Genomic DNA, 22,835 nt, shown 5'->3' on the forward strand with positions numbered 1-22,835 from the left:
CTGCCGGTGCCGCCCACGTCCCCTCTCCCCTCTGGGGAGAGGGTCAGGGTGAGGGGTAGCCAAGCACACCGGATGAGCGGCTGTCAGCTGATCTGCCTGGTCCGGCGCGCTTGGCGCCCCTCACCCCAGCCCTCTCCCCAAAGGGGCGAGGGGGCGCTGTGGCACGGCCGGTAGAAGGCACGAAACCTCCCCACCCACCGGCTGTCATCCCAGCGAAAGCTGGGACCCATTTCACAGCCTGCGCCAGCTGATAGTTGGGTCCCAGCTTTCGCTGGGATGACACCGAGTATTGGGCAGCAACTGTGCCCTCCAGCACGACTGCCAGCTTCAGTCGTCTCCGCCAAACGTCGGCACCCGGGCCAGCATGCCGCCATCGACCACCAGCGTCGTCCCCGTCACCATCGCCGACCCCGGTTCCGCCAGGTACACCGCCGCATTGGCGACATCCGCTGCTTCGGCCGCCGCGCCCATCGGGATGGTCGCTGCAAACCCGCGGCGGAACCCCGCCGTCTCGAACAGTTCGCGGTTGCGCGGCACGGTCACCGGGCCAGGGGCGATCATGTTGGCGCGGATGCGGTGGCGGGCCAGATCGACCGCCATGGCCTTGGTCAGCATGCCGACCCCGCCTTTCGACGCCACATAAGCCAGTGCCCCCGCTTCTGCGGCCAGCGCGTTGATCGAGCCGATGGTGATGATCGAACCACCGCGGCCGCCTGATATCATCGCCCGCGCCGCCGCCCGGCAGGCATAAAAGCTGCCGCTCAGATTGACGTCGATATAGCGCTGCCACTCGTCATCGCTCACATCGGGAAATGCTGCACGGCCGCCGGTCAGCGCCGCCGCGGTGACGACGATATCGAGCCGGCCGCCCAACAGCGCCACCGCCTCCGCCACAGCAGCGTCCACCGCCGCGCCATCCGCCACGTCGCAGGCGACGAACCCGTCGAGCCCGTCGGCCCGCTTCGCATCGAGGCCGACCACCCGCGCGCCCTCGGCCCGGAACCGCGCCGCGATGGCGCTGCCGATGCCGCCGGCGGCGCCGGTGACGATCGCCGCTAAGCCGTCGAGCCGTCCCATGTTCCCTCAGTTCTGCCGGATCAGACCTGGCGTGACGATAGCCGCCCCGCTCTGCCGGTCAAACAGGTAAAGCCCGGCCGGGTCGAGCCGGATGCCGACCATGTCGCCGGCCTTGGCCGGTTCGGTCGGGCTCGATTGCGCGATCAGCCGGCCCTGCGACGAGGAGAGATGAACGATGGTCTGGGCGCCGAGGTGCTCGACCAGATCGACCCGCATTTTCAGCTGCCCATCGGGCGCCAGCACCAGATCCTCTGCCCTGAGGCCGAGGTCATAGCTCTTCCCCACCTTGAGTTTCCCCAGCACCGTTTCGGGCAGCGCGAGGCTGGTGCCGAAGGCCCGCAGCTGGTTGTCGTCGCCGAGCGTTGCTTCAACCACCGACATTGGCGGGCTGCCGACAAAGGTGGCGACGAACCGGTTGGCCGGGTTGCGGTAGATATCGAGCGGGCTGGCGAACTGCTGCAGCACACCGTGGCGGAACACCGCGATGCGATCGCTCATCGTCATCGCCTCGGCCTGGTCATGCGTCACATAGACCGCGGTGGTATCGAGATCGGCAAACAGCCGCTTCAATTCCACCCGGGTCTGCACCCTGAGCACCGCATCGAGATTGCTCAGCGGCTCGTCGAGCAGGAACACGTGCGGGTCGCGCACGAACGCCCGCCCCAGCGCCACGCGCTGGCGCTGCCCGCCCGAGAGCTGACGCGGATAGCGGCCGAGGACTTCCTTGAGCTCGAGCCGCTCGGCCGCGTCGGCAACCCGCTTCGCAATCTCCGCCTTGTCGAGGTTCCTCACCTTCAGTGCGAAGCCGATATTGTCGGCCACCGTCATGTGCGGATAGAGCGCATAACCCTGGAACACCATGGCGAAATTCCTGAGCCGCGGCGGCACCTTGGTGACATCGAGGCCATCCATCAGGATCTGGCCTTCGCTCGGGGTTTCGAGCCCGGCGATCATGTTGAGCGTCGTGGTCTTGCCGCAGCCTGAGGGGCCGAGGAACGACACGAATTCGCGATCGCGGATTTCGAGGTCGAGCGCCTGCACCGCGACCACCGAACCGAACTTCTTCCAGACGTTGGAGAGGATCAAACCTGCCATTTTCAGCCTTTGACGGCGCCGGCGGTGAGACCGCGGACGAGATAGCGTTGAGCGATGAGCGCGAGCACCATGACCGGCAGCACGATGACCGTGCCCATGGCCGACATCGGCCCCCAGACGGTGCCCTTGTCGGTGATGAAGCCGGAGATTTCGACCGGCAGCGTCTTGGCGTTGAGCGGCCCGACGGCGGAGGCGAAGAGGAACTCGTTCCACGAAAAGAACGCGGTGAGCAGCGCCGCCGTGGCGATGGCCGGCACGGTCAGCGGCAGGACGATCGAGAAGAACCGCCGAAGGATGCCGCAGCCATCCATCATCGCCGATTGCTCGAGTTGCTTCGGAAAATCCTCGAAGAACGCCAGCATCAGCCACACCACGATCGGCAGCGTCATGCTGACATGGGCGATGACCACCGCCGCATAGGTATCGCGCAGGCCGAAATCGCGCATCAGGACGAAGTACGGAATGGCAATGGTGATCTTTGGGTAGAACCTGACGATCAGGAAGGTGAGCCCGATAATGGTCGAGAGCCGGAACGGCAGCTTCAGCCGGGCCAGCCCATAAGCAACGAGGCAGCCGGTGGAGACCGCGATGACCGTGGTCGCCGCGGTGACGATCACCGAGTTGAGGAGGATCCTGAACGTCGTGCCATTGGCGCTCAGCACCGCCGCGTAATACTCGAAGGTCAGCTGGCTGGGCCACAACCCGGATTTGTCCGAGAGGAACTCATCGGCTGGCCGAAGACTGTTGCCGAAGAGGACGAAGAACGGCGCCAGCGTTATCAGCAGCGCCAGAATGATGATGCCGACCACCAGCAGGCGGCGGCCGATCGGGCCGAAGCCGCTCGTTGCGGCATGCGAGAGGTGTGCCGCCATTCAGGCCTCCTTCTGCCAGCGCGAAATCCGCGCCCGCCAGACGAGGAGCCCCGCGACCAGCAGCATGCAGCCGATCAGCGAAGCCCAGGAAATCGCCGCGGCATAGCTGATGTTGAAGTAGCGCAGGCCCTGCTGGTAGATCCAGAAGCTGAGCGTGTGGGTGGCAAAGCCCGGCCCGCCGAAGGTGGTGGTAAAGACGATATCGAGCGTCAACAGCGCATCGAGCAGCCGGAACATCACCACCAGGAGCCCCACCGGCGCCAGCATTGGCAGGATCACCATGCGGAGGATCTGCCAGGGCGTCGCGCCATCGACCTCGGCCGCCTTCAAGACTTCCGAGGGCAGCGACGACAAAGCCGCCGCAAAGATCACGAAGACGAACGGCGTCCATTCCCACACATCGATGATGACGATGGAGACCATGGCGAGCGTCGGATCGCCCAGCCAGTCGGGGGTGGGGATGCCGAGGTTGCGCAGCACCTGGTTGACCGGCCCCACCCTGGCGCTGAGCATCATCCGCCAGATCGTGCCGACTGCCACCGGCGCGATCACCATGGGGAGAATGAGGATGGTGCGGGCGACACGCAACGCCAGGGTCTCGCCCATGGTCAGGTAGGCAAGAATGAAGCCGAGAACGATCTGCGCCGCGGTGCTGGCGAGCCCGAACCAGATGGTGCGGCCCACGGCCTGGATCAGCACGCTGTCGCTGGCCATCTTGGTGTAGTTGGCGAGCCCGACGAAATCGCCCGGCTCGGTGGAGCGCGACAGCGTCCAATCAACCAGCGAAATGTAGAACGAGTAGAGCAGCGGATAGAACTGCGCCACCACGACGATCGCCACTGCCGGCACGATGAAGGCGATCAGAATGCCGCGCTCGCCGACCTTACTCTCGAGCCAATCGGCAAAGCCCCAAACCATCCGCGAAACCCACATACCCTGCCCTGCTCTGAATTGTGACGCGGAGGCAGGTGCCTCCGCGCTTGGATCTTTCGGGGCCACCGGCGGCGCCCTCAACCCACCGCTGGTGGCGGCGCGTTTGGTCGAATAGACCCGCCGCACTCACCCCAAACTCGGTGTCATCCCAGCGAAAGCTGGGACCCAACTCGCAGCCGGCGCAAGTGGAGAAATGGGTCCCAGCTTTCGCTGGGATGACAGCCGGTGGGTGGGCCAAGTTCTCGCCCACCAGCGGCCGCGTCCCCAAGTCACTGCCGATGGCGGCGCAGTGGTGGAACTGACCCACCGCACCCACCCAAAACTCGGTGTCATCCCAGCGAAAGCTGGGACCCAACTCGCAGCCGGCGCAAGTGGAGAAATGGGTCCCTGCTTTCGCAGGGATGACAGCCGGTGGGTGGGCACGATCACAGATCAATCCACCACAGGGCCCTGCCCCACCCACCACCGTCATCCCGGCGCAGGCCGGGATCCATCCTGAGATGCTTCGGCTCTTGCGCCGATCCTCACTATCTCGGGCTGGGCCCCGGCCTTCGCCGGGGTGACACGTGGGTGGGGCAGCCACCCGTGAAATGCCCTACTCCGCCGCCACCGCTCCAACGCTCCCGGCAACTTCCAGCAGCGTTGCCGGGACCGGGAAGTTGGCCCAGGCCTGGTTGATGCTGGCGATGCCGTCTTCTGCCGAGACGCGGCCGTTGGCGACATCCTGCAGCGTGTTGTTGAGGAAATCCAACGCCTCCCCTGATAGTACCGGGTTCTGCGCCCGTGGCAGGTCGGCGAGCTTGGCCGGCCAATCGTGGGTATGGGCCGCCTTCAGCTCCGGATCGTCATAGAGCGCCTTCCAGGGCGAGCCGATGCCATATTTCTTGTAATTGGCCGCCGCGTTTTCCGGGCCGGCAAAGGTCTTGATCCAGTCCCAGGCCACCGCCTTGTCGGGCGCCGTATCGACCATGAACAGCTGCCACTGGCTGAGCTGCGGATAGCCCGGCCCGGGGAACGACACCTGGTGCCACTTGCCCTTCAAGGGGCTGGTATCCTCATCGAGGAACTTGTTGGCGAAGGAAGGCCAGGTCACCAGCATCGCCGCCTTGCCGTCGCGGAACGCCGCGTTGGCTTCGTCGAACGACATGGCGTTGCCCTGCTTGGGCAGGTGCTTCCAGAGCTCGGCAATCAACTTGCCCACCTCGACGGCCTTGGTCGTATCGAGCTCGTACTTGCCGCCCTTGATATAGGTGCCGTCATAGGCGCCGGTGAAAAAGGCGCTGATCTGCTCCGGGCTGCCCGTCGGGTGCGAGAAGCAGGCCACATCGGGCAAAGCCGCCTCGATCGTCGGACAGGCGGCGACGAAATCGGCCCAGGTCTTGAACTCGCCGGTCACCCCGGCGGTCTTCAGCATCTCGTCATTGACCATCACACCATAGACGTCGGTGCCGTAGGGAAAGCCGATCTGCTGGCCGTTGAAATATTCCGACCGGCCCGGATCCATCAGCCCGGGGATCATCCCGTCAGCGAGGTTATCCGCCTTGATCATCTCGGCCAGCGGCACGAAATGCGGATAGATATCCACGAGGTAGAAGCCGCCGCTCATCACCTGATATTGGTTGGTGCCGGTGAGCACGTCGGTGATGTTGTTCTGCCTGAGGATCGCCCAGGGGAACGCCGCCACCGTGGTCTTCACCCCGGTTTTGGCTTCGAAAGCCGGCGCCAGGTCCGCCGCCGCCTTGTCATAGGTGCCCGAGGCCATCACCGAGAAGCTGAAACTCTGCGCCACGGCCGGCGCGATGCCGGCGAGCCCGGTGGCCAGCACTGCGGCGGGCAGCACCGCGTGGCTGAGGCGAAGGCGATGCACGTCAAACCAGGTCTTCATCTTAGACATTTGTGGTTCTCCCTGTAGTCGCTGGCGGCCCCCCAAGGGCCGGTAGATGATCACTGGGCAGCAGCGCGTGCTGCCGCGGTGGATAGGCGTGAATGGAACAGTGTGGCGCGAGGCGTGAACGGCACTTCGGGATCGAGCGGGAACATCGGCCGCGCGCAGATCGTATGGCCGAGTGTCGGCAGGTTGGCCGAGGTGGAGCCCGCCACATCGACGATGAAGTTGCGCCTGACCCAGGCCTCGTACATGTGGTGTTCGGTATGCGGCGACTTCACCACGACGAGGTCGTAATCCACCGGATCGATGCCATTGGAATAGTACATGGCGCGGTCGAACAGGCTGAGCGAACGGCTGAACACCACCACGGTGAAATTGTCGAAGGTCAGCACCGCTGATGGACCGGCGCTCAACGGAATGCCCATGGTTTCGAGCCGCGATTCCCCATCGGAGAGCAGCTTGACCCGCGCCACGACCCGCATCGGGCTGAAGCGCTTGCGGTCGAGCGCCCCACCGAGGTTCACCTCGATGGTTGCCCCCACTCCGGCCTGGTGCGCCGCCGCCGCGGCACCGGCATCGACGATCTGCGCCAGCACCTTTCGGCTGTAACCAGCATCGCGCAGGCCCTGGATCAGGAGGTTGGAATCCCCGCTCGAGCCCGATGACGGCGCGTCGGCCGCATCGGAAAACAGCACCGTGCCATCGGTGATCGCCTCGGCGCCGGCAATCGCTTCGCTGAGCGGCGTCAGGTGCGCCTGCATGCGGTTGCGCTCGGCCCAGAATGCCGCGGCGATCCGCTCGGCTGTTTTGACCGCCTCGGCCGGGTCGCGATCGGTCATAACCAGCACCTGGCTGCAGAGCTCGGGCACATCGGTGAACGGGTTGCCGATCATCACCCCCGCGGCGATCGCCGCGCCGCTTTGTTCAAGCGCCAGGCACTCCCGCAGGTATTCGCCATAAATGCCGGTATCGGTGACCAGCTCGTGCCCACGCACCAGCGCCGGGATGGTCACCCGGACGATGGTGGTCGCCGGCCGCTCGCGCAAGAGCTTCAGCAGCACCCGGGCCGCGCGGGCGCCGGTATCGGCGAAATCGCGGTGCGGATAGGTGTAATAGATGGCGAGCCCGTTCACCGCCTCGATCATCTTGGCAGTGACGATGCCATGCAGATCGAGCGACATGACGATCGGCGTCTCGGGCCCTACCCGGCGGCGGATTTCGCTGAGCAGCGCGCCTTCCGGGTCGAGCTCGCCGATCGCGGCCATCGCCCCATGCAGCGACACCAGCACCGCATCGACATCGGCATGGCGATCGACCACCCCGAGCAGCTCGGAACTGAGCCGCTGCCAGCCGGCGGCCGACAGAGGGCCGGCGCTGTCGGAGCGGGCGCCATAGCCCGGCACCACGGTGACCTCGGGGTCCGCCTCGAGCACCGAAAGCGCCCCGCCGATGGCGGTGTTGAGCCCGCGCTGGCTCAGCATCGAGTTGCCCCGATCGATGCGGAAGTTCTCGTAGCCCGACTGCACCGGGTTGAACGAGGATACCTCCTGCATGCATTCGAGGAACAACACCCTGAACATCGAGAGACCCCGTTAGATTCCTGGCCGGTTTGGTCGCTGCGCCCTCCCCGCGAGGCCGCCGACCGATCCGGCGAGAGCAAGATAAGCAACAATTGCATCCGGATGCAATAGCCTTCTGCATCCGGATGCAGTAGCGTTGCACAGCCTGTTTCAGAGGCAGCGAACCGGCCGGAAACCGGGGCTGCCAAGCACATCAAGGGACTAGGGAATGATCCGCTGTCTGAAGACCGCGGCAGCTGCCGCCACCACCGCCGAGGCCGTGGATGTCGGGCCGGTACCAGCTCGGCTCCCAGCCTCCTGCGTCCACGCAACGGCCCAACGGGCCGCACGCCCCTCCGACTGCCGGCGTCAACCTATGCGTTGACGCGAATGCAGCATGCGTCAGCCTTTTGGTTGACGTCGACCAACCCGCGCTCGCCACCTTCACGAACGCAACGGCATCCGACTTGCCCTTGGCCCGATATTAGGGAACACGACCTATCGTCGCCGAAAAGCCCGGCGCAGGTTGAGTCGAGCGAGCGCCTGCCCCCAAAGCGCGGTGCGCGGGATAGCCGTTGCTAGCGGAAGGTGCCTCTGAGATGGGCTATGTCGAAAGCGTGCTGAAACCCGATGAGCAGGTGCTGGCCATCGGCCGCATGCACTGGATCGTTTATCTGCGCGGCCTGATCCTCGCCGCCATCGGGCTGATCCTGATTCTCGCGCCGGTCGGCCCTGGCATCAGCACCGCCTTTGCCATCGTCGGCGCGATCGTCATGCTGTTCGGCCTCTGGAGCCTCGCCGGCGCCTGGATCGAACAGATGACCACCGAAATCGCCGTCACCAGCCGCCGCGTTATCCAGAAACGCGGCCTCATCCGCCGGCAGACCGGCGAGATGAACATGGAAAAGGTCGAGTCGGTCATTGTCGACCAATCCATCCTCGGGCGGATTTTCGGCTATGGCTCAATCGTGGTGCGGGGGACCGGGTCGGGGATCGAGGGGCTGCATTTCATCGCGGACCCGATCGCGCTGAGGAGTTCGATTGTGGTGCGGTAGGGGACGCCCCCCTCAAGCCACCTCCGCCAGCTCCGCCGCCCCCTGCCCCTCCCGCTCCGCCAACAGCGCCAGCGCCACCTCATGCTGGTTGCGGCACCAGCGCTCCACCCGCTCCCGTGCCTTCGCCACCGCGAAATCGTCCGCCACGTACTCGACCCGCCGCACCAGCCGGCGGTCGGCGGTGGTTTCGCGGGGGGCGCTGATCGAGAGGGGGACGCCGAAGGTCGCTGGGTCGTCGTCGACCGTGACATCCCAGATTTCGCGGGTGACGGGGCGGACGCTCATTGCGCAGATCGAGGTGATGCCGGCGGTGATGAGGAGGTCGAGGGCGGTGGTTTTGAGGCCGAGGGCGGTGCGGATGGTTTCGGCGGCGATGGGGTAAGGGCCGCGCTCGATCAGGTAGGAGGTCATTGCCAGCTCCAGGTGCGATGGCATGACGATGCATTAATGCACAATTATCGTCAAGCGACGCCATGCACGAATGCACATCACGCTGCAGTCACGAGACCGACTCGACTCCGTCGCGGAGCTGGTGTTTGAATGTGAACAAACAGTGAACTTTAGGGGATTGCGGGGGATGGTGACGTATTACGTCGTGCAGGGGTTTGTGGCGGGGAAGAACGGCTATCCGATCCCCGAGGAAAGCCGCGAGGTGCCCAATGCGCGCTATGCCCTGGCGCTGTGCGAGCGGCTGATGGCCGACCGCATGGCGGCGGTGGCGTTTTCGCGCAGCGGCGACCCGGCGACCGGTGAGTGGCAGGATGCGGAGATCATCTGCCGGCTGGGGGCGGTGTCGGATGAGTTGCTGGCTGAGGCGGCGGCTTGAGGGAGATGTATCCTCGGAGCATTGTGGCTCCGCACCCCCTCTCTTACGATTTCCAGGACTTAGCAAACGCTAAGCCCTTAGTTTTCGCAAGAGAGGGGGTCGTGGGAGGCACGATGGTTGGCGCCTGCTGTGCACCCCCTCCGAGCTGCGCTAGGTCGCTGGCGCTCCCAAGCTTCGCTTGCCTCCCCCGTCAAGGGGGAGGTGGGCATCAAGGCTGGGGCTGGATCCCGACCTGACGACCGGCCGGGGCCCCTGCCCTATGGCGCCTCGTATTTGCCCACCACGCGGTGGCAGATCGGCCAGATGCGGCGCGACTCCGTGAACTGCTTGGCCGGGTTCCACTGCTCGAGTTGCCACTCGCGATCGTTCCAGCCGTTGAGCCGCTTGATGATGGCTTCGGCATCTTCGCCGCCGGGCGGGGTGTGGAAGAAGACGTGGTTGCGGCCGCGCGCCGGCTTCAGATGCGGGTTGATCCAGGCGATGTCGCCTTCCCAGAATTCGGGGTTCATCGAGCTGCCATCGACGATCAGCCCATAGGCGCCCTGCACCCCCTCGAGCGCCGCGGGCATGGCCATGTGGTCGACGAAATCGGAACTGACGATGAGCTTCCCATCGCCGCCCATGGCGCCCGAAAACACCGGCAACAGGTTACGCCGGCCACTCAGCACCACCTGCTCGCCCGGCACGTAGCGCACCGGCTGGCCGGCGGTGCGGGGCTGGGCCGGTGCTTCGGATCCGGGCGGCATCTGGTCGGTGCGGTGGGCGGCGGCAAAGCTCAGATAGGCGATGCCGGTGGCCGCCTCGATCTTGCTGAGCGTGGTGTTGGTGAGCGCGAACTTGTAGTCGGCCGAGTTCAGCGGCCGGGTCAGCGTGGTCGATGAAATGCCGGCCCTGAGCGCCAGGCCCGTCGGCGACAGGCCGGTGACGCCGAGCACGTGGCGCACATACTCGACGGCGAGCTGGTTGGGTTCTGCCATGTGCATAACCTAGCACCTCTGTGCACAAATGCATCGTGCATTCATGCTTGACATACTGTGCATTAATGCTCAGTGTATCTCCCCATGAGCAGCAGCAACGACATCTTCGGTTTCGAGTCGCCGCGCTGCGGCCAGTTCAAGCCCGAGAGGCGACGAGGAAGACCTCGCGCCGAGGCGACGAGGAAGACCTCGCGCCGAACTCCCAAGCCTGCCGGCGGGCGGGCGCAGTCGCAGGGGCGGATGCTCAACGACGACGAGCTATCGCGTCGAGGAGTCAAACCGGAGCTCGGGCGGGCGGCAACGCCGGCATGAACCCGGCAATCCGCCCCACCCGCCACTTTTGCTGCCGTCGCTGAAGCGCCGGCACTGAGCTTCAAACTACTGCCCGCGGGAACCCACGGGCAACGCCACCACCCCACCGCCGGCGCACCCCGCGCCGGTGAACGCCACCCCTTTGCCCATGGAGCCGAGCTCATGATGCTCTATCGCCAGCTTCGCCTTGCCCCGGTGCGGGCGGCCGATGCCAGCCCCAGCCAGCAGCGCCTCGCCGAGGAGCGGCGGGCCCGCGAGGCGCGCATCCGCCGCGCCGCCCAGCACCCCCTGCCCGCCTCGAACCTCGTGGTGCGGCCGTTCCACACGCCGCGCCCGCGGCCGCAGCCGCTGCTGCCGGCGGCGGAGGCCTGGCCGGATTATCGCGAGCCGGCGCCTTACGAGACCATGGAGTTTGGCCCCGTCGTTGTCCGTCCGCTGACGGCGCGCGAGATCATCGACGAGGTGGTGACAAAACACCGGATCAGCCGGCTCGAACTGTCAGGTTCGTCGCGGCGGGCGCCGGTCACCGCGGCGCGGCGCGAGGCGAGCTGGCGCATCCGCCACGAAGTGCTGGTCAATGGCCGGCAGATCAGCCTGCCCGAGATCGCCCGGCACCTGGGCGGCCGCGACCACACCACCGTGCTCTACAACATCCGCCGCTATGCGGCCGAGCTCGAGGCCAGGGCTGGCGATGCCGCCGCGTCGGCGCACCCGGCGCAGCAGGCGGGTGCGCGATGAGCCGCATCCGCTCCATCCACCCGGGGCTGTGGACCGACGAGGCCTTCATGGCGCTCTCGGCCCCGGCCCGGCTGCTGCTCATCGGCCTCTGGACCGAGGCGTTCGACGATGGCGTGTTCGAGTGGAAGCCGCTGACCCTGAGGGCACGGATCTTCCCGGTCGATGCCGTCGAGATGGCCGGCCTGTTCGACGAGCTGATCGCCGGCGGGTTCGTGCGTCGCGAGGCGGTGGGCGGCCGGCCGATCGGGCTGATCCGCAATTTCCGCGCCTTCCAGCGGCCGAAAAAGCCGAACTCCTCGGGCCTGCTGCGGCCCGAATGGGAAGCCTATGTCGGGCTCAGCCCGGTCAATGCGGAAGCAATTCCCCACCCCGCCGCCACCACTGCCGAACTCTTCGCGCAGATGGAGGAGGAAGGAGGAGAGAAGGAGGACTCCAACCCACCCCCGCCAGTGCCTGAAGCCGAAACGCGCGAAATCTTCGCGACGCTCTGGTCGGTGTTCCCGCGCAACCCGACCAGTTCGAGGGCGAAGGCCGAAGCGGCGTTCGCGGCCCTCGGTTCCGCCGAGCGCCAGCCGGTGCTGGCGGCGGCGCGGCGCTACCGGAACTGGTTTGCCGAGGATTGTGCGGCGCGCGGGCGCAGCAAGGAGGCGGGCCGGCGCTATGCCCCGCACCTCGCCAAATGGCTCGGCGATGGCGCCTGGCGCGAGGCGGCGGGGCTGGGGCTGCAGGTCGATCCGGATCGACCGGCGGTGACCATGGTGCGGCTCGATCGCATCCTCGATGCCACCCTGTGGGCCGCCTGCGAAACGGTGCGCGGCAAGCCGGCGCCGGCGAGCCCCTGGTCGTTCGAGCCCGAGGTGGTCGCGGCGGCCCGGGCGCTGGTCGCCGAGGCGGTGCACTGATGCCGATCCGCCCCATCGAAACCGCCCGTGGCTCCCACGTCTTCGAGCGCCGCTGCGACGGCTGCGGAGCGCTTCACGCGCCGCATGGCAAAGGCAGCCTCCGCGAAGCCATCCGCACCGGCGAATTCGGCCGCATCCGCTGCTGGTGCGGGCCCGCTGGGTGTCGCGCCCCACAGACAGGAGGCGCGCCATGACCTGGTCGCAAACCGGCGCCGAACACCGCGGCGGCGGCCGCAAAAACTTCATCGAACGCATCCGCGAGGTGGCGGCCGAATATTCGGATCGCGGCCTCGGCGCCAGTGCCGCGATGGCAGAGATCCGGGCGGCGTTGCGCGCCCTCGACCGACAGCTGAAGGAGACCGAACATGGCAGAGTGGTACGCGCTGAGGACACGGGCCAAGGGCGAGCGCGAGGCGCTGCGCCAGCTCGAGCGGGCGGGCTTCGAGGCCTACCTGCCGCAATATCGCATCGAACGCTTCAACCGGCGGCTGCGGGTGCGCAAAGTCACGACGCTCTGCCACTTCCCGCGCTATCTGTTCGTCCGGATGGAGCAGCTCGAGGACACGTCGAAAGTGCTCGCCTGCCCCCAGGTGCTCGAGCTGCTGCCGGGCCGCCCGCACCCGCCGATGCCGGTGCCGACAGCGGACGTGCTGGCCTTGCGCGACGCGGAAACCCGCCAGCTGTTCGATGATACCGATGCGGCCCGGCGGCTGCGTGGCGAGACGACGAAGCAGACGCTGAAGGCGATGCAGAAGCGGCTGACCGGCAAGCCGGTACGGGTCGCGGCGGGGCCGTTCACCAGCTTTGCCGGCACGGTGGAAGCGGTGGATTCGCTCGATCGACTGAAGGTGCTGCTGGATTTGTTTGGGCGGCCGACGCCGGTGGAGCTGCGGGTTGGTCAGGTGGAGCTGGCGGCATAACGGAACGTGCAGTCGGCGAAATCTTTCCGCCGACTGCACCTTTGGGTGCTTAGCCAGCCCGCCCATCGCGCCCACGGCCACCGTCGTGCTCGCCGCCGCGGTGATCGTCGCCACGACCGGCCCGATCGCCGCGCGGGCCATGCTCGCCGCCGTGATGCGGGCCGACCAGCGGCATCAGCGCCGCCTTCTGCGCATCGGTGAGGCTGTTGTAGAGCGCCTCGAAGCTCGGCAGCACGGCGTTCAGTGCGTCGAGCTCGGCGGTTTGGCGGGCCTGGCGGTCCTTCAGCACGGTGAGGGCATCCGGCGGAGTGGTCGGAGCGGTGGCCGGCTGCAGCGTGGCGCAGCTTTCGGCGAAGCTGGTCTGGGCCGTCAGTGTCGCGGTGCGGTAGGCCTCGAACAGCGGCTGCTGCTCGGCGGTGAGGGCGAGCTTGGTGGCGATATCGGCGAGCCTCGTTTCGAGCTGCGTCGCGCCATCGGTGCTGCAGATCAGCCCGGCAATGCCGCCGCGCTGGCCACGCTCACCACGATGTTCGCCCTGGGGGCCGGGGCCCTTGGCGTCGGGCTGCGTCACGGCCGGCGCATCCGGCGCTGCCGGGGCCGACTGGGCATAGGCGCCGGGTGCGAGGGCGGTGAGGCCCATGATGGCGGCGAGGGCGGTGGTAACAAGCATGCGGTTGTTCATGATCGTCTATCCTCTTGCTGGCCGGCTGCGGCGCCGGCGCGGGGTCGCGGCGGGGTCGCTGCGATCTGGCTGCAACCAACCAGCCCAAGCTGTCGGCGACCTTGCGGGGGCGCAGATTTTTCGTAAGGCTGGCGACAGCTTGGCGGGTTACACAGCCGGCCAAAGGGGCCCGTGGCGTGCGCATTCTGCTGATTGAGGATGACTATGTGCTCGGCGAGGCGATGCGCGATCAGGTGCGTGCCGATGGCCATGGCGTCGATTGGATGCAGCGGCTCGACGACGCGCGCGCCGCGCTCGATACCGTGGAATACGGGCTGATCCTGCTCGATCTGAACCTGCCCGATGGGCGCGGGCTCGATCTCCTCAAGCACCTGCGCAAGTCGGGCAATCCGGTGCCGGTGATCATCGCCACGGCGCAGGACCAGGTGGCCATCCGCATCGAGGGGCTGAATGCCGGGGCCGACGATTACCTGGTCAAACCCTTCGATCTCGACGAAATGAGCGCCCGCGTTTCGGCCGTCGCCCGCCGCTATGCCGGCATCGCCACGCCCGAGCTGCGCGTCGGGGAAGCGAGCGTCAACCTCGCGACCCGCAGCATAACCCTCAACGGCAAGCCGATCGGCGTCACGGCGCGCGAATGGGCGGTGCTGGAGCGGCTGCTGAGCCGGCGCGGCGGCATCGTCACCAAGGCCGAAATCGAGGATTCGCTCTATCCGTTCGGCGCCGAAATCGAAGGCAATGCCGTCGAGGTCTATGTCAGCCGGTTACGCAAGAAACTCGGCCAGGCCGTCATCACCACGGTGCGCGGCCTCGGCTACCGGGTCGAGCCATGAAGCGCCGCTCCATCGCGCTGCAGCTCGCAGTATGGCTCAGCGCCGGCATGCTGGTGTTCTGGCTCGGCGGCGCCGCGATCTCGACTTTGGTGCTGCGCAGCGAACTCGAGCAGGCGTTCGACGAAACGCTGCGCCAGAGCGCCTATCGCCTGTTGCCGCTGGCCAACCGCGATGTCGGCGACGATGTGCATGGCCGCGCCCCGGTGCCGCGGCTCGGGCGCGACGACGATAATCGCGGGCCCAAGGGCCGGCCCCTGCCCCGGCCCGACGAAATGGCGCCCGAGCTCGAAGCCTTCACCTACCTGGTGTTCGACCAGAACGGGGTGATCCGGCTCCGCGCCGAGGATGCGCCCGAGGTGCTGCCGGCGCTGCCGGCCAGCGATGGCCTCACCTTCATCGATGGCCACCGCGCCTTCAAATCCACCGACCGGCGCAACGGCATGGGCATTTTGGTGCTCGAAACCTCAACTGCGCGCAGCGATGCGCTGTGGGGCGCCGTCGCCGGGTTGCTCTGGCCGCTGGCGGCTCTGCTGCCGCTGGTCGGGCTCGGCATCTGGCAGGCGGTGCGGCTGGCGCTGCAACCGGTGAAGCGCCTGAGCCGCGACGTGGCGTTGCGCAGCGGCACCAACCTCACCCCGCTCAACGATGACGACCAGCCGGCCGAACTCGCGCCGATCGCCCGCGAGATCGAGGGCCTGCTCGAGCGCTTACGCGCCGCCATGGAGGCCGAGCGCACCTTCGCCGCGAGCAGCGCGCATGAGCTGAGGACGCCGATCGCCGGGGCGCTGGCGCAGACCCAGCGTCTGGCCCGCGAACTCGGCGACCAGGCCTCGCCGCGGCTGAAAGAGATCGAGCAATCGCTGCGCGGCCTCGCCGATCTCAGCGAAAAGCTGCTGCAGCTCTCCCGGCTCGAGGCCGGCTTCGCGCGTTCCGCTGATCTTGTCGACCTCGCGCCGGTGCTCAACCTGGTGCTGCGCGATTTCGAGGCGCAATCGAGCACCAGCGGGCGGGTGCGCTTCGAGCGCCACCCGGCGGCTGAGCTCACCCAGCGGATCAACCCCGATGCCTTCGCCATCGCCATCCGCAACCTGATCCACAATGGCCTGCTGCATGGCGCGCCGAGTGGCCCGGTGTTCGTTACCGCCGGCCCCGGGTCGCTGCTGGTGGTGCGCAACCACGGCCCGGTCGTCGCCCCCGAACTGATGGCCCGCCTCACCGACCGCTTCGCCCGCGGCCCCACCCGCGCCAGCGGCACCGGCCTCGGCCTCGCCGTGGTCGCCACCATCATGCAGCAGACCGGCGGCGAGCTGCTGCTGCGCTCACCAGTCGAGGGGTGGGCGGATGGGTTCGAGGCGAGGCTGCGGCTGGGCGGCTAGGAAACAGACTGCAAGTACTGGCAACCGACCCACCGCAATTGCCCCAAACTCGATGTCATCCCAGCGAAAGCTGGGACCCAACTCGCCACAGCGCAAGCGGATGGATGGGTCCCAGCTTTCGCTGGGATGACAGCCGGTGGGGAGGCGAGAACCCGGGCAAGCCTGCGATCACCATTGACTCCCGCCCCATCCGCCAGTAGATGACATCGGTGTCATGACATCGGTGTCACAAACCGGACATGACCTGAGGAGGACACGATGGCGACGATTTATGACGTGGCGAAAGCCGCCAAGGTTTCGCCCAAGACGGTGAGCCGGGTGCTGAATGGCGATGCCCCGGTGGGGAAGAAAACCCGCGCCGCGGTCACTGCCGCGATCGCCGCGCTCGGCTATGTCCCTTCGAGCGCCGCGCGGATGATGCGCTCCAACAAATCCGGGTTGATCGGGCTGATCACCGGCGCCATCTCCGACCAGATCGAGCCGGCGCAGCCGGCCGGCCTGCCCGAGCTGCTGCTGGTGCGCGGCATCCAGCAGACCATCGGGCTCACCGGCAAGACGCTGATGATCGCCGACTCGGGCAACCGCTCGGAACGCGTGCCCGAGCTGATCAAGACCTTCCTCGAGCACCGGGTCGAGGGCCTGATCTATGTGGCGCCCTACCACCAGAATGTCCGGCTGCCGCCGGTGCCCGACGATACGCCGGTGGTGCTGACCAACTGCTACGACGATGCCGGTACCCCTGCAGTGATCCCCGATGACCGGCGCGGCCAGCACGACCTGGTGTCGCGGCTGATCGCCGCCGGACACCAGCGCATCGCCTACCTGACGCTGCGCGAGGATATCGTCGCCACCGGCCTCCGCCGCGGCGGCTATCGCGATGCGCTCGGCGAGGCCGGCATCGCCTACGATCCGGCGCTGCTGCAATGCGGCGAGATCGGCAGCCCGGAAACCGAGACGCAGGTGCTGTGGACCGCCATCGACCGGATGCTGAACCTCGACCAGCCGCCCACCGTGTTCTGCTGCGGTAACGACCGGCAGGCGCTCAAGGTCTACGGGATCCTGCGCTCGCGCGGGCTTGCGGTCCCCGACGATATCTCGGTGGCCGGCTACGACAATTACCGCGTCATCGCCGAAACGCTCTATCCGCCGCTCACCACCGTGGAGCTGCCCTATACCGCGATGGGCGTCCGCGCCGCGCAGCGGTTGCTCGATCTGATTTCCGGCGAGAGCCGGAATGATACCGGCCCCGACGTGATCGGCGGGCCGGTCTACTGGCGCCAATCGGTCACCGAGCGGCGCCCACCCAACGTCTCACAGCTAAAACTCGTCAGGGAGGACTAACGACAGTGAGCAAACTTGCATTCATTACGGGCGTGCTGCTCAGCACCGCGCTTTCATCCGGTGGCGCCTTGGCCCAGACCACGCTCACCATGTGGTACCATGGCGCCGGCAACGAGGTTGAACAGAAGCTGGTCAACCAGATCATCTCCGATTTCAACACCAGCCAGGCCGACTGGAAGGTCGAGCTGCAGAGCTTCCCGCAGGCCGCCTATAATGACAGCGTCGTTGCCGGGGCGCTCGCCGGCAACCTGCCCGACATCCTCGATGTCGATGGCCCGGTGATGCCGAACTGGGCCTGGGCCGGCTACATGCAGCCGCTCAAGATCGATGAGACGAAGATCGCCAGTTTCCTGCCCGGCACCAAGGGCGTGTGGAACGGCCAGCTCTATTCGATCGGGCTGTGGGACGCCGCGGTGTCGCTCGTCACCCGCCAGTCGACGCTCGATGCGCTCGGCCTTCGCACCCCGACGCTCGAGCAGCCCTGGACCAAGGACGAGTTCATGGCTGCGCTCGATAAGGCCAAGGCCTCGGGCACCTTCGAATACGCGCTCGACCTCGGCACGGCCTGGACGGGCGAGTGGTATCCCTATGCCTATTCGCCACTGCTGCAGAGCTTTGGCGGCGATATCGTCGATCGCTCGACCTACAAAACTGCCGAAGGCAAGCTGAACGGCGATGCCGCCCTGGCCTTTGGCGAGTGGTGGCAGGGCCTGTTCACCGCCGGCTATGCCCAGGCGACGCAGGATCCGGCCGATCGCGATGCCGGCTTCAACAGCGGCAAATACGCCTTCTCGTGGAACGGCAACTGGGCGGCCATCGGCACCCTCGCCGCCTATGACGACGTGCTGTTCCTGCCGGCGCCCGATTTCGGCAATGGTCCCAAGATCGGCGCCGCGTCGTGGCAGTTCGGCGTCTCGGCCAAATCGGCGCACCCCGATGGGGCGGCGAAGTTCATCGAGTTCGCGCTGCAGGATAAGTACCTCGCGGCCTTCTCGGACGGCATCGGGCTGATCCCGGCCACCGCTTCGGCGGCGGCGCTGACCGAGAACTACAAGCCGGGCGGCAAGCTGGCGGTGTTCTTCGATCTGTCGGCCAAGCAGGCGCTGCTCCGGCCGGTCACCCCCGGCTACGTGGTCGAGGCCAAGGTGTTCGAAAAGGCCCTCGCCGATATCGCCAATGGCGCCAGCGTCGCCGACACCCTCGATGCGGCGGTCGACGAGATCGACGCCGATATCGAAAAGAACGGCAATTACGGCTTCTAGGGTCTAACTCCCTCTGGCCCTCAGGAGGGGATCCCGGCTTCGGCCGGGATCTTGTCCCCTGCCCTCGCGAGATCGACATGGCTTCCAAGTTCACGCGCTCCAATCGGATCGGCTGGCTGATGGCCGGGCCGGCGGCCTTGCTCATCGCGGTCTTCGTGGTGCTGCCGTTCATCTTCGCCATCGGGCTGAGCTTCACCAACCAGCGGCTGATCTCGCCCAACCCCACCGAGTTCGTCGGCCTCGCCAATTACGAGCAGCTGCTCGGCATCGGCATGCTGACGCTCGAGCCCGAGCGCGACGCCAGTGGCGCCGTGCTGCGCGATGCGGACGGGGCGCCGAAATACCCGACGCTGCGCAGCGTCACCCGCAACAATCCCGATCTGCCGCAATTTGCCGGCATGCGCGAGTGGTTCAGCTTCCAGTTGGGCGAGCACCCCACCTATGTGCTGGCCCGCGACGTCGTGTTCATGAAGGCGATCGTCAACACCTTCATTTTCGTCCTCGTCGTCGCCCCGGTGCAGGCCGGGCTGGCGCTGGTTCTGGCGCTGCTGATCAACCAGCGGCTCAGGGGCATCAACCTGTTCCGCGCCATCTATTTCATGCCGGTGGTGGTTTCGATCGTCGTCGTCTCGCTGCTCTGGCGCTTCATCTATGACGGCAGCAGCGGGCTGTTGAACAACCTGCTGGCGGCGCTCAGTTTCGGCGCCTTCCCCAAGATCGATTGGCTCGGCAACCCCTCGACGGCGCTCGGCGCCATCATCGCCATGTCGATCTGGCAGGCCGTGGGCTTTCACATGGTGATCTGGCTCTCGGGGCTGCAGACCATCAGCCCCTCGCTCTACGAGGCCGCGGCCATCGAGGGCTCCAGCAAGTGGCAGGTGTTCCGCTACGTCACCTGGCCGGGGCTCCGAAACACCGCCGTGCTGATCCTCATCGTCATCACCATGCAGGCTTTCGCGCTGTTCAGCCAGATCGACGTGATGACCGGCGGCGGGCCGCTCGACTCTACCCAGACCATCGTCTTCCAGGCGGTCGAGCGCGGCTATGGCAAGCAGGATATCTCGGGCGGCTCGACCATCTCGGTGATCCTGTTCGTCATCGTGTTCTCGATCTCGCTGATCCAGCGCTACCTCACCCGGGAGAAGCAGTGATGGCGACCATCGCCTCCGATAACCGTGGCCTCCGCCTCGCGGTGCGCTATGCCGTGCTGATCCTGATCGCGGTGATCTTCATCTTCCCGCTGATCTTCATGGTGATGTCGAGCTTCAAGCCCGACCAGCAGCTGCTCAACGATACCGGCAGCTTTGCCGCCTTCCTGCCGGTGGGCGACATCTCGCTCGATAACTATGCCGATGCGTTCAAGCGGGCGCCGGTCGGGCTGTTCATCTTCAACTCGGTGCTGGTCACCGGCGTTACGGTGCTGCTGTCGCTGCTGATCTGCTCGGCCGCCGCCTTCGCCTTCGTCTTTGTCGATTGGCGCGGCCGCGAGCTGGTGCTGACGGCGATCCTTGCGACGCTCATCGTGCCGTTCGAAACCATCGCCATCCCGCTGCTGCTGATCGCCTCCAAGCTCCCCTGGATCGGCCTCGAGGGCCTGACCTTCGGCTGGCTCAACTCCTACCAGGTACAGATCGTCCCGTTCATTGCCGATGGGCTGACGATTTTCCTGTTCGTGCAGTACTTTAAGGACCTGCCGGGCGAGCTGATCGAAGCCGCCCGCGTCGAGGGCGCCAGCTGGGGCCAAGTCTACCGCAAGGTGGTGATGCCGCTTGCCGGCCCGGTGCTGGCGACTGCCGCGATCCTCAAATTCCTCGTCATGTACAACCAGTACCTGTGGCCGCTGATGGTGGTGCAGCAGGAAGGCTACCGGCCAGTGATGGTGGGCCTCCAATACTTCTTCCAGCTCAACCGGGCCTGGGGCGAGATCATGGCCTACCTGTCGCTGATCACCGTGCCGGTGCTCGCCTTCTACCTGTTCCTGCAACGCGCATTCATCGCCTCGATCGCCTCGACCGGCGTCAAAGGCTGACGGAGTTCCTCATGGTCATTGCCCTCGAAAAAAACTGGATCTGGGACAGCTGGTACGTCAATGACGGCCAGCGCTGGCACGGCTTCTTCCTCCAGGCCGACAAGCGCCTCGGCGACCCCGACCTCAGGCACCTCAACGTCACCCAGGGCCATGCCGTTTCCGACAACCTGGTCGATTGGCAGCATCTGGGCACCACATTTGCTCCCAGCGCCGGCCCCGCCTGGGACGATTACACCACCTGGACCGGCTCGGTGGTCCGTGGCGATGATCAGCTCTGGCACCTGTTCTATACCGGCACGCGCCGCAGCGAAGCGGCGCTCTACCAGCGCATCGGCCACGCCACCTCGACCGACCTCCATAATTGGCAGCGCGTCGGCACCGGCTTCTGCCTCGATCTCGAAGGCCCGGCTGCCCCCCATTACGAGGCCGCGCACGCCGTCGGCCACTGGCACGATCGCGCCATGCGCGACCCCTGGGTGATGCGCGATCCCGGCGGCAAGGGCTGGCTGATGTATTTCACCGCCCGCGTCCCCGGTGTGGCCGAACCCAATGCCGGCGGCGCCATCGGCTTTGCCACCTCGCCCGACCTCGTGACCTGGACGCTGCAGCCGCCGGTGTTCTCAGGCGGCTTCGGCCAGCTCGAAGTACCGCAGGTCTTCGAACATGGGGGCAAGTGGTATTGCCTGTTCTGCACCTCGGGCGCGCATTGGTCCGAGGCCTATAAGCGTTTCAACCCGCAAAGCCCGGTCACCGGCACGCATTACCTCATCGCCGACGATCCGCGCGGCCCCTGGCAGGTGGCCCCCGGCCCCTTCCTCGATGGCGCCGAGCCCTGCCGCCGCTATGCCGCCCGCATCGTCGAGACCGCTGACGGGCTGCGCATCCTCGGCTTTGCCGACAATGGCAAGGCGCAGTTCGGCGGCTACGTCACCGACCCCGATCCGGTCACCGTCGGCCCCGATGGGCTGCTTGCGGTCACCCCGATCAGAGCTGCAGCGGAGTAGCAGAGATGGCACGCGTATCGCTTGACGGTATCAGGAAGGTCTACGGCTCGACCGAGGTCATCAAGGGCGTCGATATCGACATCGCCGATGGCGAGTTCTGCGTGTTCGTCGGGCCCTCGGGCTGCGGTAAATCCACCCTGCTGCGGATGATCGCCGGCCTCGAGGATATCTCGGGGGGCACGCTCACCATCGGCGAGCGGGTGGTCAACGACCTGCCGCCCAAGGATCGCTCGATCGCCATGGTGTTCCAGAGCTATGCCATCTTCCCGCATATGACGGTGCGCGAAAACCTCGCCTTCGGCCTCACCATCGCCAAGGCCCCCAAGGCCGAAAAGGACGCCAAGGTGGCGGAGGCCGCCCGCATCCTCAAGATGGAGCACCTGCTCGAGCGCCGCCCCAGCCAGCTCTCGGGCGGCCAGCGCCAGCGCGTCGCCATCGGCCGCGCCATCGTGCGGCACCCAGGGGTGTTCCTGTTCGACGAGCCGCTAAGTAACCTCGATGCGGCCTTGCGCGTCGACATGCGCATGGAGCTGGCCAAGCTCCACGCCGATCTCGGCGCCACGATGATCTACGTCACCCACGACCAGGTCGAAGCCATGACGCTGGCCGACAAGATCGTCGTGCTCGACGCCGGCGTCGTGCAGCAGATCGGCTCGCCGCTCGATCTCTACCATCGCCCGGCCAACCTCTTCGTCGCCGGTTTCATCGGCTCGCCCAAGATGAACCTGCTCGAGGCCCGGGTCGAAGGCGTCGATGCGACGAGCGTCAAGCTCGCCTCCGCCGATCTCGGCACCCTGGTGCTGCCGCGCGCCAATGCCGCGGTCAGCCGCGGCGACGAGGTCGTGGTCGGCCTGAGGCCCCACCACCTCGGCACGAGCGGTAGCCAGCAGATCGGCGGCAAAGTGAAGCTGGTCGAGCGGCTCGGCAACGAAACCCTGGCCGCCCTCACCCTCGCCTCCGGCCAGCAACTCATCGCCGCCCTGCCGGGCGATGTGGACGTCAGCATCGGCGAAGACCTGCGCCTCGCCCCCCAACCGGAGCGGGCCAGCCTGTTCCTGAGCTCAGGCGCGGCGGTGAACTGAGGTCACAGGACGTGCAGTCGGATGGCTTCGGCGCCGATTGCGCCACCTCTAGCAGACGAGGGCGAGGCCCTC

At 66.7% G+C, this 22,835-nt stretch carries 22 protein-coding genes; 13 read left to right on the plus strand and 9 right to left on the minus strand.

Annotation, left to right across the window (positions count from 1 at the left end; translation table 11 throughout):
• Positions 1–327 precede the first annotated feature (327 nt).
• The 6 genes from ACSQ23_RS26285 to ACSQ23_RS26310 form a co-directional block, all read right to left on the minus strand.
• Positions 328–1,077 carry an SDR family NAD(P)-dependent oxidoreductase gene (locus ACSQ23_RS26285; RefSeq protein ID WP_436092411.1) on the minus strand — a complete coding sequence of 250 codons (750 nt, stop codon included), beginning with the start codon at positions 1,075–1,077 and terminating at the stop codon, positions 328–330.
• A 6-nt stretch (positions 1,078–1,083) separates the two neighbouring features.
• Positions 1,084–2,172, minus strand: a complete 1,089-nt coding sequence (locus tag ACSQ23_RS26290; protein WP_436092412.1) for an ABC transporter ATP-binding protein — start codon at positions 2,170–2,172, stop codon at positions 1,084–1,086.
• A gap of 2 nt (positions 2,173–2,174) precedes the next feature.
• Positions 2,175–3,044 carry a carbohydrate ABC transporter permease gene (locus ACSQ23_RS26295; RefSeq protein WP_436092413.1) on the minus strand — a complete coding sequence of 290 codons (870 nt, stop codon included), beginning with the start codon at positions 3,042–3,044 and terminating at the stop codon, positions 2,175–2,177.
• The gene (locus tag ACSQ23_RS26300) at positions 3,045–3,977 is read right to left on the minus strand and encodes a carbohydrate ABC transporter permease (RefSeq protein WP_436092414.1); all 933 of its coding nucleotides are present in this window, start codon (positions 3,975–3,977) and stop codon (positions 3,045–3,047) included.
• Between the two features lie 595 nt (positions 3,978–4,572).
• The gene (locus ACSQ23_RS26305) at positions 4,573–5,871 is read right to left on the minus strand and encodes an extracellular solute-binding protein (RefSeq protein WP_436092415.1); all 1,299 of its coding nucleotides are present in this window, start codon (positions 5,869–5,871) and stop codon (positions 4,573–4,575) included.
• A gap of 50 nt (positions 5,872–5,921) precedes the next feature.
• Positions 5,922–7,445 (minus strand): M81 family metallopeptidase, encoded by a 1,524-nt coding sequence (locus ACSQ23_RS26310; protein ID WP_436092416.1) that lies wholly within the window; start codon positions 7,443–7,445, stop codon positions 5,922–5,924.
• Positions 7,446–8,023: 578 nt separating this feature from the next.
• Here ACSQ23_RS26310 and ACSQ23_RS26315 point away from each other — a divergent pair.
• On the plus strand, positions 8,024–8,479 hold the full coding sequence (locus ACSQ23_RS26315; protein WP_436092417.1) for a PH domain-containing protein: 456 nt from the start codon (positions 8,024–8,026) through the stop codon (positions 8,477–8,479).
• Positions 8,480–8,491: 12 nt separating this feature from the next.
• Here ACSQ23_RS26315 and ACSQ23_RS26320 read toward each other — a convergent pair whose 3' ends face one another.
• Positions 8,492–8,890, minus strand: coding sequence for a hypothetical protein (locus tag ACSQ23_RS26320; RefSeq protein ID WP_436092418.1), 399 nt, complete (start codon positions 8,888–8,890; stop codon positions 8,492–8,494).
• Between the two features lie 166 nt (positions 8,891–9,056).
• Between ACSQ23_RS26320 and ACSQ23_RS26325 the strand changes: the two genes are divergently transcribed.
• The gene (locus ACSQ23_RS26325; protein WP_436092419.1) at positions 9,057–9,305 is read left to right on the plus strand and encodes a hypothetical protein; all 249 of its coding nucleotides are present in this window, start codon (positions 9,057–9,059) and stop codon (positions 9,303–9,305) included.
• Between the two features lie 257 nt (positions 9,306–9,562).
• Here ACSQ23_RS26325 and ACSQ23_RS26330 read toward each other — a convergent pair whose 3' ends face one another.
• The gene (locus tag ACSQ23_RS26330) at positions 9,563–10,282 is read right to left on the minus strand and encodes a S24 family peptidase (protein WP_436092420.1); all 720 of its coding nucleotides are present in this window, start codon (positions 10,280–10,282) and stop codon (positions 9,563–9,565) included.
• A gap of 474 nt (positions 10,283–10,756) precedes the next feature.
• On the opposite strand from ACSQ23_RS26330, the gene ACSQ23_RS26335 reads away from it, so the two are divergent.
• The 3 genes from ACSQ23_RS26335 to nusG all read left to right on the plus strand — a co-directional run bounded on the left by ACSQ23_RS26335 (position 10,757) and on the right by nusG (position 13,154).
• Positions 10,757–11,332, plus strand: a complete 576-nt coding sequence (locus ACSQ23_RS26335; protein ID WP_436092421.1) for a helix-turn-helix domain-containing protein — start codon at positions 10,757–10,759, stop codon at positions 11,330–11,332.
• On the plus strand, positions 11,329–12,234 hold the full coding sequence (locus tag ACSQ23_RS26340; RefSeq protein WP_436092422.1) for a hypothetical protein: 906 nt from the start codon (positions 11,329–11,331) through the stop codon (positions 12,232–12,234). The genes ACSQ23_RS26335 and ACSQ23_RS26340 overlap by 4 nt, the downstream gene beginning before the upstream one ends.
• Before the next feature lie 365 nt (positions 12,235–12,599).
• Positions 12,600–13,154 carry a transcription termination/antitermination protein NusG gene (gene nusG / locus ACSQ23_RS26345; protein ID WP_436092423.1) on the plus strand — a complete coding sequence of 185 codons (555 nt, stop codon included), beginning with the start codon at positions 12,600–12,602 and terminating at the stop codon, positions 13,152–13,154.
• Positions 13,155–13,203: 49 nt separating this feature from the next.
• On the opposite strand, the gene ACSQ23_RS26350 is transcribed toward nusG, so the two are convergent.
• Entirely contained in the window at positions 13,204–13,836 is a 633-nt protein-coding gene (locus tag ACSQ23_RS26350; RefSeq protein ID WP_436092424.1) for a Spy/CpxP family protein refolding chaperone, read from the minus strand.
• A gap of 176 nt (positions 13,837–14,012) precedes the next feature.
• Between ACSQ23_RS26350 and ACSQ23_RS26355 the strand changes: the two genes are divergently transcribed.
• From ACSQ23_RS26355 to ACSQ23_RS26390, 8 genes are all read left to right on the plus strand, one after another.
• On the plus strand, positions 14,013–14,669 hold the full coding sequence (locus ACSQ23_RS26355; RefSeq protein ID WP_055884264.1) for a response regulator: 657 nt from the start codon (positions 14,013–14,015) through the stop codon (positions 14,667–14,669).
• Entirely contained in the window at positions 14,666–16,045 is a 1,380-nt protein-coding gene (locus ACSQ23_RS26360) for a sensor histidine kinase (RefSeq protein WP_436092425.1), read from the plus strand. Before ACSQ23_RS26355 ends, ACSQ23_RS26360 begins: the two co-directional genes overlap by 4 nt.
• A gap of 258 nt (positions 16,046–16,303) precedes the next feature.
• Positions 16,304–17,386 (plus strand): LacI family DNA-binding transcriptional regulator, encoded by a 1,083-nt coding sequence (locus ACSQ23_RS26365; RefSeq protein WP_055995124.1) that lies wholly within the window; start codon positions 16,304–16,306, stop codon positions 17,384–17,386.
• Positions 17,387–17,391: 5 nt separating this feature from the next.
• Positions 17,392–18,648, plus strand: coding sequence for an extracellular solute-binding protein (locus ACSQ23_RS26370; RefSeq protein ID WP_436092426.1), 1,257 nt, complete (start codon positions 17,392–17,394; stop codon positions 18,646–18,648).
• Positions 18,649–18,725: 77 nt separating this feature from the next.
• Positions 18,726–19,799 (plus strand): carbohydrate ABC transporter permease, encoded by a 1,074-nt coding sequence (locus ACSQ23_RS26375; protein WP_436092427.1) that lies wholly within the window; start codon positions 18,726–18,728, stop codon positions 19,797–19,799.
• A complete protein-coding gene (locus ACSQ23_RS26380; RefSeq protein ID WP_436092428.1) occupies positions 19,799–20,677 on the plus strand; it encodes a carbohydrate ABC transporter permease in 879 nt (292 codons plus the stop codon). Before ACSQ23_RS26375 ends, ACSQ23_RS26380 begins: the two co-directional genes overlap by 1 nt.
• Positions 20,678–20,688: 11 nt before the next feature.
• A complete protein-coding gene (locus ACSQ23_RS26385; protein WP_436092429.1) occupies positions 20,689–21,681 on the plus strand; it encodes a hypothetical protein in 993 nt (330 codons plus the stop codon).
• Between the two features lie 5 nt (positions 21,682–21,686).
• The gene (locus ACSQ23_RS26390; protein WP_055995109.1) at positions 21,687–22,763 is read left to right on the plus strand and encodes an ABC transporter ATP-binding protein; all 1,077 of its coding nucleotides are present in this window, start codon (positions 21,687–21,689) and stop codon (positions 22,761–22,763) included.
• Positions 22,764–22,835: the final 72 nt, after the last annotated feature.

The organism is Devosia sp. LjRoot16 (assembly GCF_964252795.1).
Lineage (GTDB): Bacteria > Pseudomonadota > Alphaproteobacteria > Rhizobiales > Devosiaceae > Devosia_A.

Excerpts from the sequence above, each read along its gene's own strand:
- ACSQ23_RS26320 (WP_436092418.1), bottom strand. The coding sequence starts at position 8,890 with ATGACCTCCTACCTGATCGAGCGCGGCCCTTACCCCATCGCCGCCGAA.
- ACSQ23_RS26330 (WP_436092420.1), bottom strand. The coding sequence starts at position 10,282 with ATGGCAGAACCCAACCAGCTCGCCGTCGAGTATGTGCGCCACGTGCTC.
- ACSQ23_RS26305 (WP_436092415.1), bottom strand. The coding sequence starts at position 5,871 with ATGTCTAAGATGAAGACCTGGTTTGACGTGCATCGCCTTCGCCTCAGC.
- ACSQ23_RS26385 (WP_436092429.1), top strand. The coding sequence starts at position 20,689 with ATGGTCATTGCCCTCGAAAAAAACTGGATCTGGGACAGCTGGTACGTC.
- ACSQ23_RS26295 (WP_436092413.1), bottom strand. The coding sequence starts at position 3,044 with ATGGCGGCACACCTCTCGCATGCCGCAACGAGCGGCTTCGGCCCGATC.
- ACSQ23_RS26365 (WP_055995124.1), top strand. The coding sequence starts at position 16,304 with ATGGCGACGATTTATGACGTGGCGAAAGCCGCCAAGGTTTCGCCCAAG.
- ACSQ23_RS26285 (WP_436092411.1), bottom strand. The coding sequence starts at position 1,077 with ATGGGACGGCTCGACGGCTTAGCGGCGATCGTCACCGGCGCCGCCGGC.
- ACSQ23_RS26335 (WP_436092421.1), top strand. The coding sequence starts at position 10,757 with ATGATGCTCTATCGCCAGCTTCGCCTTGCCCCGGTGCGGGCGGCCGAT.
- ACSQ23_RS26315 (WP_436092417.1), top strand. The coding sequence starts at position 8,024 with ATGGGCTATGTCGAAAGCGTGCTGAAACCCGATGAGCAGGTGCTGGCC.
- ACSQ23_RS26350 (WP_436092424.1), bottom strand. The coding sequence starts at position 13,836 with ATGAACAACCGCATGCTTGTTACCACCGCCCTCGCCGCCATCATGGGC.
- ACSQ23_RS26360 (WP_436092425.1), top strand. The coding sequence starts at position 14,666 with ATGAAGCGCCGCTCCATCGCGCTGCAGCTCGCAGTATGGCTCAGCGCC.
- nusG (WP_436092423.1), top strand. The coding sequence starts at position 12,600 with ATGGCAGAGTGGTACGCGCTGAGGACACGGGCCAAGGGCGAGCGCGAG.
- ACSQ23_RS26290 (WP_436092412.1), bottom strand. The coding sequence starts at position 2,172 with ATGGCAGGTTTGATCCTCTCCAACGTCTGGAAGAAGTTCGGTTCGGTG.
- ACSQ23_RS26390 (WP_055995109.1), top strand. The coding sequence starts at position 21,687 with ATGGCACGCGTATCGCTTGACGGTATCAGGAAGGTCTACGGCTCGACC.
- ACSQ23_RS26310 (WP_436092416.1), bottom strand. The coding sequence starts at position 7,445 with ATGTTCAGGGTGTTGTTCCTCGAATGCATGCAGGAGGTATCCTCGTTC.
- ACSQ23_RS26375 (WP_436092427.1), top strand. The coding sequence starts at position 18,726 with ATGGCTTCCAAGTTCACGCGCTCCAATCGGATCGGCTGGCTGATGGCC.
- ACSQ23_RS26380 (WP_436092428.1), top strand. The coding sequence starts at position 19,799 with ATGGCGACCATCGCCTCCGATAACCGTGGCCTCCGCCTCGCGGTGCGC.
- ACSQ23_RS26325 (WP_436092419.1), top strand. The coding sequence starts at position 9,057 with ATGGTGACGTATTACGTCGTGCAGGGGTTTGTGGCGGGGAAGAACGGC.
- ACSQ23_RS26300 (WP_436092414.1), bottom strand. The coding sequence starts at position 3,977 with ATGTGGGTTTCGCGGATGGTTTGGGGCTTTGCCGATTGGCTCGAGAGT.
- ACSQ23_RS26340 (WP_436092422.1), top strand. The coding sequence starts at position 11,329 with ATGAGCCGCATCCGCTCCATCCACCCGGGGCTGTGGACCGACGAGGCC.